The 12,041-nt window shown below is 70.3% G+C and carries 8 protein-coding genes and 1 pseudogene; 7 read left to right on the forward strand and 2 right to left on the reverse strand.

What is annotated here, in order from left to right:
- The first annotated feature begins 82 nt into the window (after window positions 1-82).
- The gene (locus ACKTSN_RS02255) at window positions 83-2,068 is read left to right on the forward strand and encodes an N-acetylmuramoyl-L-alanine amidase (RefSeq protein WP_409467530.1); all 1,986 of its coding nucleotides are present in this window, start codon (window positions 83-85) and stop codon (window positions 2,066-2,068) included.
- Between the two features lie 40 nt (window positions 2,069-2,108).
- Here ACKTSN_RS02255 and ACKTSN_RS02260 read toward each other — a convergent pair whose 3' ends face one another.
- Window positions 2,109-2,576 (reverse strand): hypothetical protein, encoded by a 468-nt coding sequence (locus tag ACKTSN_RS02260; RefSeq protein WP_409467531.1) that lies wholly within the window; start codon window positions 2,574-2,576, stop codon window positions 2,109-2,111.
- Window positions 2,577-2,876: 300 nt separating this feature from the next.
- Between ACKTSN_RS02260 and ACKTSN_RS02265 the strand changes: the two genes are divergently transcribed.
- Entirely contained in the window at window positions 2,877-3,407 is a 531-nt protein-coding gene (locus ACKTSN_RS02265; RefSeq protein WP_409474706.1) for a rhomboid family intramembrane serine protease, read from the forward strand.
- A 188-nt stretch (window positions 3,408-3,595) separates the two neighbouring features.
- Window positions 3,596-4,651 carry a LacI family DNA-binding transcriptional regulator gene (locus ACKTSN_RS02270; RefSeq protein ID WP_409474707.1) on the forward strand — a complete coding sequence of 352 codons (1,056 nt, stop codon included), beginning with the start codon at window positions 3,596-3,598 and terminating at the stop codon, window positions 4,649-4,651.
- Window positions 4,652-4,745: 94 nt separating this feature from the next.
- Here the strand turns inward: ACKTSN_RS02270 and ACKTSN_RS02275 are convergent, their stop codons facing one another.
- Window positions 4,746-6,374, reverse strand: a complete 1,629-nt coding sequence (locus tag ACKTSN_RS02275) for an IS200/IS605 family accessory protein TnpB-related protein (protein WP_409467532.1) — start codon at window positions 6,372-6,374, stop codon at window positions 4,746-4,748.
- 271 nt (window positions 6,375-6,645) lie between these two features.
- Here ACKTSN_RS02275 and ACKTSN_RS02280 point away from each other — a divergent pair.
- From ACKTSN_RS02280 to ACKTSN_RS02295, 4 genes and pseudogenes are all read left to right on the forward strand, one after another.
- Window positions 6,646-8,004: pseudogene (locus ACKTSN_RS02280) on the forward strand (ABC transporter substrate-binding protein).
- Entirely contained in the window at window positions 8,004-8,915 is a 912-nt protein-coding gene (locus ACKTSN_RS02285) for a carbohydrate ABC transporter permease (RefSeq protein WP_409467533.1), read from the forward strand. Before ACKTSN_RS02280 ends, ACKTSN_RS02285 begins: the two are co-directional and overlap by 1 nt.
- Complete coding sequence (locus ACKTSN_RS02290) at window positions 8,912-9,841, forward strand: carbohydrate ABC transporter permease (protein WP_409467534.1); 930 nt, start codon at window positions 8,912-8,914, stop codon at window positions 9,839-9,841. The genes ACKTSN_RS02285 and ACKTSN_RS02290 overlap by 4 nt, the downstream gene beginning before the upstream one ends.
- 30 nt (window positions 9,842-9,871) lie before the next feature.
- The gene (locus ACKTSN_RS02295) at window positions 9,872-12,010 is read left to right on the forward strand and encodes a beta-galactosidase (protein WP_409467535.1); all 2,139 of its coding nucleotides are present in this window, start codon (window positions 9,872-9,874) and stop codon (window positions 12,008-12,010) included.
- The last annotated feature ends 31 nt before the right edge of the window (window positions 12,011-12,041 follow it).

Here is a 12,041-nt window from a genome sequence, read left to right on the forward strand (position 1 = left end):
CGGGCACGGAAACGTACGAGGGGTGGTGCGAAGGGCAACTCCGTTGTCCTGGTTGCGTCGAGCATGGTCGGAGGCCCCTGCAATGAGTGAACGTGCCGCCCCCCGTGTCCCCGGCGCCCTCCGGGGGCGCCGCCGGATCCTCTGGCTGACCGCCTCGGCGGCGCTCCTGATGTCGCTGCTGGTGCCGCTGCTGAGCGGGCCGGCGGACGACGACGGCGCGGCGGACGACCCGCGTCTGCAGGACGTCTTCACGGCCGCCGCGCACGAATACCGTGTGCCGCGCAGTGTGCTCATGGGCGTGTCCTACCTGCAGTCGCGATGGGACGCCCATCCGGGCTCCCCGAGCGTCGTCGGCGGCTACGGACCGATGCACCTGGTGGACGCCCGCCAGGCCCAGGCTGCACCGCACCGCGGGAGTGCCTCGCCGTTCGCGGGGCCGCAGGCCTCACGCGAGGCGAACACCCGGGGCAGCGCCTCCGCGCAGCCGGCCAACCTGCAACTCGCCGCCCGCCTGATCGGGGCCCCGGAGGAGCGGCTGCGCACGGACACCGAGGCCAACGTGCGCGGCGGAGCGGCACTCCTGGCGGCGACGCAACGACAGCTCGGCAAGCCGCTCAGCGCCAACCCGGCCGACTGGTGGGAGGCGGTTGCGCGCTTCCCGGGCACGGGCGACACCGCATCGGCGCAGACGTACGCGAAAGACGTCTTTGCGGTGATCCGCCGGGGCGCGCACCGCACCACCGACGCAGGGCAGCATGTCACCCTCCCCGCCAACCCGGGCGTCACCCCCCGCCCGCAGGGCCCACAGCGGCCGAAGGACGTCGAGTGCCCGGCGGAGGTGTCCTGCTCCTGGCTCAAAGCGCCGTACGTCGAGATCGGTGACGACGCGTACGGCAACTACGACCCGGCCGACCGGCCCCGGGACCAGAAGATCGACTACATCGTCATCCATGACACCGAGGCACGTCTGCCGTCGATGCTCAAGACCATCCAGGAACCGACGGAGCCGTCGTGGCACTACTCGGTCCGCTCCAGCGACGGCCACATCACCCAGCACATCAAAACCAAGGACGCGGCCCGGCACTCCGGCAGCCAGTTCGTCAACGCCCGCTCGATCGGCATCGAGCACGAGGGATTCCTCACGCAGCCCGACACCTGGTACACGGAACAGATGTACCGGGCCTCGGCCCGCCTCGTGCGCTACCTGGCGAAGAAGTACGACATCCCGCTCGACCGGCAGCACATCTTCGGCCATGACAACGTGCCGTCCCCGACCGCCTCGACCATCCCTCATATGCACGACGACCCCGGCCCGTTCTGGGACTGGCGACACTACTTCGACCTCCTCGGCGCGCCCCTGCGTGCCACGGCCGGACGGGACAGCGCCATGGTGACCATCCTGCCCGACTACGCCACCCACAAGCCGCCGTACACCGGATGCACCGGCGACGGTGTGCCGTGCAAGCCGCACGGCTCCAGCGCCGTCCGCCTGCGCACCGAGCCGAAGGAGGACGCCTCGCTGATCCAGGACCCGGGCCGGCGCCCGGACGGGGAGGAGTCCACGGAGGACGTCAACGACCTGGGGTCGCGGGTCTCGGCCGGTCAGTCCTTCGCGGTCGCGGGGCGCAGCGGCGAGTGGACGGCGATCTGGTACCAGGGCCGGAAAGCATGGTTCAAGAACCCCAGACTCCATCCGACGGCCGTCGGTACGACCGGCCGGATGGTGACCCCGAAGGACGGCCTGAGCGAGGTCACGGTGTACGGGCGTGCCCTCCCGGAGGAGGACGCCTACCCGGACGGGGTGTCGGCGCCGACCGAATCGCCGCTCCCGTACAGCTTCCTCGCGGGCCAGCGGTACGTGACACAGGGCCGCCTCGTCGGTTCCCACGTCGACAAGTCGTCCTCCGACGACACACCGAACCAGGTGGTGACAGGCGAGGAGGAGTACTACCAGATCCAGTTCGGCCACCGTCTCGCCTACGTCCGGGCAAGCGACGTGGACGTGGTGAGCGAGCCGGCCACGGCAGGACCACCGTCAGGCCCTGCAGCACGCCGTCCCTCCCGGTGACGATGCCCCTCCCCCAGATCCGGAAGTCCCCGGCGACGTGTCAGTCCCAGAGCGAATACGTCACTGTGCGAGGCACCCTCTCCGGCCTGTCGCCGGGGTAGGTGAGCGTCATACGCGAGTAGCGCTGCACCTCCGGTTGCTTCTCCCACGGTTGCGGATCGTCGAGCCGAACCACGACGGGGTACGAGTGGAACCGGCCCGCCGCACAGTACGGCCGGCAGTCGTTCACCGCGTTGAGGCCCACGGCCACCGCCGAGCCGGCGTGCCAGTGCGACCACCGCAGAGCGGTGAGGCGGCTGTTGCCGTCCCCGCAGGCGAGGATGAAGTCGGCGGGACGTACCTGGGACTTCCAGAAACAGTCGACGAGCACGGGGGACACAGACCGCTGTGCCACGGACTGCGCCGTGGACGGCGCGGCCGCGGGGGCAGCGGAGGCCGTGCCCATGGCCGCCGCGAGCGTCGCGACAGCACAGACCGCGGCCACCTTGGTCATCGCGAGTTCCCGCATATCCGCTCCCGGCCCGTCCGGATCCACACGTCGTGCACGTACCGACGCTACGACCGTCCCCAGGTATGCACCACTCGGACGGAGCAATGTCGTGCCGGTGCGAGCAGGGTCGCCTTACGGCCGAGCCTGCCCACAGGGCGGGAACCGGGCTGGGGCTCGTCGGCGTTGAGCAGTACACAAGGGAAGCAAGGGATTGCCATGGTGTACGGATCGCACTACGGCCCTGGATCGCAGCACGGGCAGCACAGCGCGGCGCGCCCCGCGCCCGGGGCGCGCCTGGCGCGTGCCAGGGACGCCGCCATGCTGATGGCCGGCTGGGTCGCTCTGCTGTGGGTGCTCGAGGTCGTCGACGCGGCGAGCGGCCACGCCCTGGACACGTTCGGCGTCAGCCCGCGCGAGGTCGGCGAGCTGCGGGACATCGTGCCCGCCGCCTTTATGCACTTCGGCTTCGACCATCTCGCTGCGAACAGCGTGCCACTGTTGGTTCTCGGCTTCCTTGCCGCACTGTCCGGCATACGCCGGTTCCTCGCCGTCGTCACCGTGATCGTCCTCGCCTGCGGCGTGGGCGTGTGGCTCACGGCACCCCCGCACTCCGCGACCGCCGGCGCGTCCGGCGTCGTCTTCGGTCTCTTCGGCTATCTGCTGGTCCGCGGCTTCGTCGATCGCCGCGTCGGCGACATCGTCGTGGGCCTCCTCGTCGGTGCGGTCTACGGCTCGCTCCTGTGGGGCGTCCTGCCGACGGCTGCCGGGGTCAGTTGGCAGGGGCATCTCTTCGGCCTGCTGGGCGGGGTGGCTGCGGCCGTCGCGTTCCGGCGGCCGCGCGGCGCCTGACATACGGACGCGGGTTACACACGTGTTGCGCGAACTCTTGACGCGCATCCCATGACTGCGTAGACATGACAGCGCAGTCATACAGCCGGCGTCATACAGTCGGCATCGTCGGGGATGCGGCGCGGCCATCGGGAGATGCCATGACACAAGGTGCGGGACGAGGCGGAAGTTCCCCGGTGCCGCGGAGCGTGGACGTGGCGCGGCGTGCGGGGGTCTCGCAGAAGACCGTGTCGAGGGTCTTCAACGACGAGCCCTACGTCTCCGCCGAGGTGCGCCGCAGGGTTCTCCAAGCCGCCGACGAACTCGGTTACCGGCGGAACAACGCGGCTCGGGCGCTGGCGTCCGGACGGACCCGTTCCATCGGTGTGGTCACCCTCGGGACGGCGCTGTACGGTCCCGCCTCGCTGCTCATGGGCATCGAGCGGGCCGTAAGGGACATGGGGTACGCGCTCCGGGTGGTCAACACGATGGAGGGCGACCCGGCGGGCGTCGCCGGTGCCGTGGACTCACTCCTCGATCAGGGTGTGGACGGCATCGTCATCTCGGAGCCGATCGACGAAGGCTCCGACGGCACCGTCGAAGGCGCGGGCTCCCTCCGCGTCGACGTGCCGGTTCTCGTACTCGGCGCACCACCGCTCTTCGCCGCCCCCCAGGTGGTGACGGCGGGCGTCGTGGCCGAGCTGCTGGCCCGGGTCGCCACGGAACACCTCCTGGATCTGGGTCACCTGACGGTCCATCATCTCGCTGGTCCCGGGCGCTGGTACGCCGCCCGGGACCGGCTGGAGGGGTGGCGGGCCGCACTGGCCGCACGCGGCCGGGACGCACCACCGGTCGTGGAGGGCGACTGGTCGGCGGCGTCCGGATACGCGGCGGGCCGTGCGCTGGCCTCCGACGACGACGTGACCGCGGTGTTCGCCGCGAACGACGACATGGCCATCGGCCTGATCCGCGCCCTGACGGAAGCCGGACGGCGCGTTCCGGACGACGTCAGCGTGGTCGGTTTCGACGACATCCCCGTCGCCGGCTATGTGACTCCACCCCTGACCACGGTGCGGCAGCCGTTCGACGCCGTGGCGCAGGAAGGACTCAAGCGTCTTGTGCACGCCATCGAAAACCCGAACGCGGACCCTCTCCCGGCGAGCGACCCACCGGTCGACCTGGTCGTCCGCGCCTCGACCGCGCCCCCGCCGCCCCGGACGACCCCGGGCATGGGCGACGTACGACCTGAGCACGACCTGACGTAGCCCTCCGCACCCGCTTCCTTTCCGTCGCGCACTCCCCACCCCATCCCCCGGTACAGCACGCCCTCGCCCTGCGTGCCGCCGTCTCCTACCGTTCCTAAAGACTGAGCGGGAGTAAGTCCTGTTGCCAGAACCCATGCTCAGCCGCGTGCCCCGAACGGTGTTGGGCACACTGGTCCCCCGCTTTCGCTCCGCGTCCGGCGCGCACGGATCGTGTCCGTGGTCCGGGAATGCGGGGGCGGGATTCCTCACGCCCCCGGGCGCCCGGTCCGGCCTGGGCGGTCCGATGCCCACGACGATCGCTCCGGTCGTCGTGGGGCGGTGCCGTCCGTCGCCGGATCGGGTGCCCGAGGGCGCGCCTTCCGATCGCCACCGAGGCGGCATCATGCCGCGTGGTGGCGCGCTTGGTGCTGGTGAGGGGCTTCTGCCAGTGCTGGGCGCCCCACTGGGACGTGTACGCCGGGTCAACGGCCACGATCGTGATGCCGAGTTCGGCCGCCATCGACACCAGCCGGGAGCACAGCCTGGACACCGGCATGCCGGAGATCAGCTTGCGGAACCGCTTCCGCCTGCCGTGCTTCTCCCGGGTCTTCTCCGCTGCGAAGTCCAGGTCCTCGATCGCGACACTCAGGCCGTGCCGCTTGGCCCAGTGCAGCAGGCGCACCAGCGCGTGCCGGACCTGGGCGTCGCGGTGGGTGGCTGGCCCGTCGAGGTCGTAGCAGAAGCGGCGGGGCTCGCCGACCGGGTTGCCGTGCTCGTCCAGGCGCCAGGCGGCGAGGTGATCGGCGTTGGTATCGACGCCGACCACGCCGTCCGCGACGGCAGCCGCCAGTGGCACGGTCAGAGCCGGCGGGATCGTCCACGAGGCGGTGAGGTACCAGCGCCCACGCTCCACGTCCAGGTGGATGCGGTAGGCCACGGCTCGGTTCGCCGACACCCGGTCGGCCCACTCCTCGCCCCGATGGCGGAAGGCGACCGCTCCGGTGAGGACGTACCGGCCATGCTTGGCGTTCGCCAGATGGGCGAGCGGCGCCGGGAGCCTGATGCTGACCTCCCCGTCCGGGGTGACGCGGATCGTCTCGTTCCCGAACCGCTTCCCGCTCTCGCCATCGGTCTGGAGGAACCAGCGTTCGGCCTCCCACCGCTGCCGCCATGCGGCCTCGGTGAGCTGCGCTTGTTCGAGGTTGTGCCGGTTGCGGGCCAGCCGCTTGCCGCCACGTGCCACGCGCACACGCCCGGCGTCGCGGTCAGCACGCTCGGCGGCCAGCCGGTCCTCCAGAAGGTGCAGGCGGCGGCTCTTGGCGAACCACTCCTGCCGGGAGCGGTAGCCGCCCGGCGCCCGCTTCGTCCCCTTCTCACCCACCGGCAGCGACAGCCGGTGCGCGATGGTGCGCACACCGGCCTCCAGGCCCTGGATGTGGGCGAGCTGCGCACGCCGCGACAGCGCCCACTGGTCATGCGTGGCCCTGGTGATACCGCCCGCCCACCGCGCCGAGGACTCCTCGGTCAGCGCGCGTTTGCGCCGCGCCCACGTGTCCGTGGAGTGCTCCGGCCCATCGGCACAGCGCCGCTTCAGGTCACGGGAAGCCAGCGACCCGAGATGCGCGCCGACCAGCCGCAACATCTCCTCGTCCCCAGCGGTCAGGCCCTTGAGCCGGGTACGGATCGCGACACCGGACGGGCCGAGGACGACGAACGGCGCCGACAGCTCACGCAACATGCCCACCCCGCCCCCTTCCACACACCCCGGACACGCCTGCCACCCACCCAACGACCACACCCGCGCAAAGGTCACGCATTCGATCCGGGAACCCCCGTTCCCCCGCGGAAACCGCGCACGCCGCAGCCCGCACACTCACTCACACGCGCCAGAACGCACTCATACGTACTCAACCAACAACAGCTCACAACCCCCAACACCCCAACGCATCTACGCCCCTCGGCGGGAGTTCACCGTGCCCGGAATCTTCGCCAGCAAAGCCCCTACGTCTGCCCCCATGAGCCGTCGGCTCTTCCTCACCACGACGGGAGTGGTGTCGCTGGGCGCCGCGCTGTCCGCGTGCGGCGGCAGCGGTGGCGGCACCGGCGGCGCGTCGTCCGCCAAGCCGGTCAGCCAGGCCGACATCGACAAGGCGATGAAGACGCCGACCGAGCTGACGTTCTGGACCTGGGTCCCGGACATCGAGCAGGAGGTCGCGCTCTTCGAGAAGAAGTACCCCGCGATCAAGGTCAAGGTCGTCAACGCCGGCCAGGGCGTCGCCCACTACACCAAGCTGCGTACCGCGCTGAAGGCCGAAACCGGCGCACCGGACCTGGTGCAGATCGAGTACCAGGCGATCCCCACCTTCACGATCACGGGCAGCCTGCTGAACCTGGCCCCGTACGGCGCCTCGGCACTGAAGGACCAGTTCGTCGACTGGACGTGGGGGCAAGTCAGCGGGCCCGGCGGCGAAGTCTGGGCGATCCCCCAGGACACCGGGCCCATGGGGATGCTCTACCGCAAGGACATCTTCGACCAGCACGGCATCCAAGTGCCCAGGACATGGGACGAGTTCGCGGCGGCGGCGCGCAAGCTCCACAAGGCCGACCCCGACGTCTACCTGACCAACCTCGCGGCGAACGAACCCGCCGCCTGGCACGGTCTGCTCTGACAGGCGGGCGCCAAGCCGTATACGACCTCGGGCAAGAGCACTCTCTCCATCAGCGTCGACGACGCCGTCTCCAAGAAGCTCGGCGAGTACTGGGGCGGGCTCGCGAAGGAAGGCGTCATCAGCACCGACCCCGACTTCACCGACGGGTGGTACGCCGGGTTCAACAAGGGCAAGTACGCCACCTGGCTCACCGCGGCCTGGGGCCCGGCCTTCCTGTCCGGCTCGGCCAAGTCCACCGCGGGCAACTGGCGGGCGGCGCCGCTGCCGCAGTGGGACGCCGCCAAGCCGGTCTCGGGCAACTGGGGCGGCTCCACGACCGCGGTCACCGCGTCCACCAAGAACCCGATCGCGGCGGCGCAGTTCGCCCAGTTCCTCAACAGCGACCCGGCGAGCGCCAAGATGTTCGCCACCAAGCAGTTCTTCTTCCCGGCGACCAAGGCCCTGCTCGCGGACGCGAGTTACACCGGCAGCGCGCCCGCCTTCTACGGCGGCCAGAAGGTCAACCAGGTCTTCGCCGACATCAGCGACACGGTCTCGCCCTCGTTCCAGTGGCCGCCGTTCCTCGACCAGGCGGCGACCGACTGGACCGAGACCGTCGGCAAGTCCCTCGCCGCCAAGTCCGACACCGTCGCCGCGCTCGGCAGCTGGCAGTCCCGGCTCACGACGTACGCCAAGAAGCAGGGCTTCACGGTCAAGGGGGCCTGATGACACCGGCCACCCCCGCGGCCTCCCACAAGGCCCGCTCACGCGTGGGCCGCAGCTCGGCAGGTCCGCTGTTCGTAGCTCCGTTCCTGATCCTCTTCCTCCTGCTGTTCCTCGCCCCGCTCGGCTACGCCGCCTACCTCAGCCTCTTCCAGGAACAGCTCATCGGCGGCACGGTGTTCGTCGGCCTGGACAACTACGTCACCGCGCTCAAGGACCCGCAACTCCTCCACGGCGTCGGACGCGTGGCACTGTTCTTCGTGATCCAGGTGCCGCTGATGCTGCTGCTGGCCCTGCTCTTCGCCCTCGCGCTGGACAGCGGCCTGCTGCGCCTTGCGCGCGTGATCCGGCTGGGCATCTTCGTGCCGTACGCGGTCCCGAGCGTGGTCGCCACGCTCATGTGGGGCTATCTCTACGGCCCCGACTTCGGCCCGTTCGCCCAGCTGAGCCGGAACCTGGACCTGCCGGCCCCGCACTTCCTCAGTGAGGGCTGGATGCTGGGCAGCCTGGCGAACATCGTGACCTGGGAGTTCGTCGGCTACAACATGATCATCCTGTACGCGGCCCTGCGGACCGTCCCGGACGACCTGTACGAGGCAGCCGCGATGGACGGCGCGGGCGCCTGGCGCATCGCCTGGTCGATCAAGCTCCCGGCGCTGCGGCCCGCACTGCTGCTGACCCTGCTGTTCTCGGTGATCGGCAGCTTCCAGCTGTTCAACGAACCGAACCTGCTGATGAAGATCGCCCCCGACGTCATCAGCAGCTCCTACACCGCCAACCTCTACTCCTACTCCCTCGCCTTCACCGGCCAGCAGGTCAACTACGCGGCCACGGTGTCCTTCCTCCTGGGCCTGGTCATCGTCATCGCCTCCTACGCCGTGCTGCTCACCGCGAACCGCAGGAGGGCAAAGTGACCACCACGCTGCCGAAGGCCACAACCGCACCGGCCGGCCCGGCCCCCACCGCACCGAAGCGGCGCCGGTCCGCGTCCCCCCGCCGCAGCACCCCGTTGACGATCGCCATGCTGGCGGCCCTGGCCTACTTCCTCCTCCCGCTGTTCTGGCTGCTGGTCGCCTCCACCAAGAACACCCAGGACCTGATCAACAGCTTCGGCCTGTGGTTCTCCCGCGCCCCGCAGCTGCTCGCGAACATCAGGGAGACCTTCACCCAGGACGACGGCGTCTTCGTCAACTGGCTGCCCAACACCGCCGTGTACGCCGTCGTCAGCGCCCTCGGCGCCGCCCTGCTCGCGGCCGCCGCCGGGTACGGCTTCGCCAAGTTCCGCTTCCGCGGCGACCGGGCCGCCTTCAACCTCGTACTCGGCGCCATCATGGTCCCGGCCACCGCGCTGGCGATCCCGACCTATCTGCTGTTCGCCGAGGTCGGCCTGGTCAACACCCCCTGGGCGATCATCCTGCCCTCCCTCGTCAACCCCTTCGGCCTCTACCTCATGCGCGTCTACGCAGTCGACGCCGTCCCGGACAGCCTCCTCGAGGCCGCCCGGATCGACGGGGCGGGGGAGGCGCGGATCTTCTTCCGGATCGCTCTCAGGCTGCTGGCCCCCGGCCTGGTGACCGTCCTGCTCTTCACGCTCGTGGCGACCTGGAACAACTACTTCCTGCCGCTGATCATGCTCAACGATCCGAACCTGTACCCCATCACGGTCGGCCTCTCCTCCTGGGCCGCCCAGGCGCAGAACGGCGGGGCCGGCGCCAGCAGCGACATGCTCCCGCTCGCCGTGACCGGCTCCCTGATCTCCATCGTGCCGCTCGTCATCGCCTTCCTCCTGCTCCAGCGCCACTGGCAGAGCGGTCTGGCCACCGGCAGCGTCAAGCAGTAACGCCCCCCTACTTTCCCGGAGGTTCCCTTCATGGCGGATCTGCCCGCCCGCGTCCTGTTCGGCGCCGCGTACTACCACGAGTACACCCCCACCTACGACCCCGAACTGCGGCCCGACGAACGGCTCAAGACCGACCTCGACCTGATGGCCGAGGCCAACTTCACCGTGATCCGCGTGGGCGAGTCGGTCTGGTCGACCTGGGAGCCGGAGAACGGGCGCTTCGACCTCGACTGGCTCCAGCCGGTCCTCGACGGCGCCCACGAGCGCGGCATCTCCGTCGTCATCGGCACGCCGACATACGCCGTGCCGCCGTGGCTGGCCCGCCAGTACCCGGAGATCACCGGGGAGTACGCCACCGGACAGCGCCTCGGATGGGGTGCCCGCCAGGAGGTGGACTTCACCCACCCCGCCTTCCGCTTCCACGCCGAACGGATCATCCGGAAGATCGTCGCCCGGTACGCCGACCACCCGGCGGTGATCGGCTGGCAGGTGGACAACGAACCGGGCCTGCATCTCTTCCACAACCAGGGCGTCTTCCAGCGCTTCGTCGATCATCTGCGCGACAAGTACGGGGACATCGACACCCTCAACCGCGAGTGGGGTCTGGTGTACTGGTCGCACCGGCTGTCGACGTGGGCGGACCTGTGGACACCGGACGGCAACGTCCAGCCTCAATACGATGTCGCCTGGCGAGAGTTCCAGGCCCGGCAGGTCACCGATTTCATCGGCTGGCAGGCCGACGTCGTCCGCGAGTACGTCCGCCCCGAGCAGTTCGTCACCACCTGCATCTCCTACACACGCCAGGGAGTCGAGGACGACGAGCTGTCCGCCCGGCTCGACATCGCCTCCGGCAACCCGTACTACGACATGCAGGACGGTCTCCTGCTTCCCGACCCCACGCCCGACGACCACGAGCAGAAGTGGAAGACCACCGGCGTCTGGTCGATGTACCAGACCGCGGACTGGATGTTCTCCTCCCGCCAGGAGCCGTTCCTGGTCACCGAGACCAACGCGAGCTCCATCGGCTTCGCCTGGGACAACCGCCCCGCCTACGACGGCCAGTGGCGGCAGGCCGCGTGGGCGCATGTGGCGCGTGGCGCACGGATGATCGAGTACTGGCAGTGGCAGACCCTGCGTTTCGGCGCCGAGACGTACTGGGGCGGTGTCCTGCCGCACAGCGGACAGCCCGGCCGTACGTACGCCGAACTCGCCCGCTTGGGCGCCGAGTTCGAGGCGGCCGGCCCGCTCGTCGCCGGGCTCGAGCCGGACGCCGACATCACGATGGTCTACTCGACGCCGAGCAAGTGGCTCATGCAGAAACACCCACCGCTCACCACCGCCGACGGCGACCCCGACCCCGCCGCCTACCACCGCATCTTCGACCCCTTCTACCGCGGCGCCTTCGAGGCCGGCCGCCAGGTGTGGATCGTGCACGCCCGGCACCTGCACGACCCGCGCGACCGGCAGGAGGGCCTGACACCGGAGGAGGCCGCACGCCGCCACCCCGTGCTGGTCGTACCGGGGTTGTACATCGCCGCCGACGCGACCCTCGACTGGCTCGCGGCCTATGCCGACGCCGGCGGCCACCTGGTCCTCGGCCCGCGCACCGGCTACGCCGACCACGAGGCCAGGGCCCGCCTCGAACCGGCACCCGGACGCCTCACCGAAGCCGCGGGAGTCACGTACGACGAGTTCAGCAACCTCGCACGCGACATCCCGGTCCACCCCGTGCCCGGCAGCCCGCTGCGGCTGCCGCAGGAGGCGACGGCCACCCGCTGGGCCGACGGCTTGACCGTCACCGACGCCGAGGTGCTCGCCGCATACGACCACCCGCACTTCGGCCGCTGGCCGGCGGTCACCACCCGCCGCCACGGCGAGGGCCACGTCACCTACGTCGGCACGGTCCCCGGCCGGGCCCTCGCCCGCGCGCTGGCGACCTGGCTGACACCCTCCGCACGCCACGGCTGGCGTGACCTCCCGGAATCGGTCACCGCGACGACCGGTACCTCCCCCGACGGGCGCCGCGTCCACGTCGTCCACAACTGGAGCTGGGAGCCCGCTCGTGTCTCCGCCCCCATGGCGTTGACCGACGTCCTGAACGACACGTCCGTCCTCGCGGGCACGGCGCTGGACCTCGGCGCCTGGGACGTACGCGTACTCGTCTCCTGATCCGACCTTCGTGAGCATCACCGTGGCCATC

This window comes from Streptomyces flavusporus (genome assembly GCF_046267975.1).
GTDB lineage: Bacteria > Actinomycetota > Actinomycetes > Streptomycetales > Streptomycetaceae > Streptomyces > Streptomyces flavusporus.

Bases quoted from the DNA above. Each gene is read 5' to 3' on its own strand.
- ACKTSN_RS02285 (WP_409467533.1), top strand. From the start codon at position 8,004: ATGACACCGGCCACCCCCGCGGCCTCCCACAAGGCCCGCTCACGCGTG.
- ACKTSN_RS02260 (WP_409467531.1), bottom strand. From the start codon at position 2,576: ATGCGGGAACTCGCGATGACCAAGGTGGCCGCGGTCTGTGCTGTCGCG.
- ACKTSN_RS02265 (WP_409474706.1), top strand. From the start codon at position 2,877: ATGCTGATGGCCGGCTGGGTCGCTCTGCTGTGGGTGCTCGAGGTCGTC.
- ACKTSN_RS02295 (WP_409467535.1), top strand. From the start codon at position 9,872: ATGGCGGATCTGCCCGCCCGCGTCCTGTTCGGCGCCGCGTACTACCAC.
- ACKTSN_RS02255 (WP_409467530.1), top strand. From the start codon at position 83: ATGAGTGAACGTGCCGCCCCCCGTGTCCCCGGCGCCCTCCGGGGGCGC.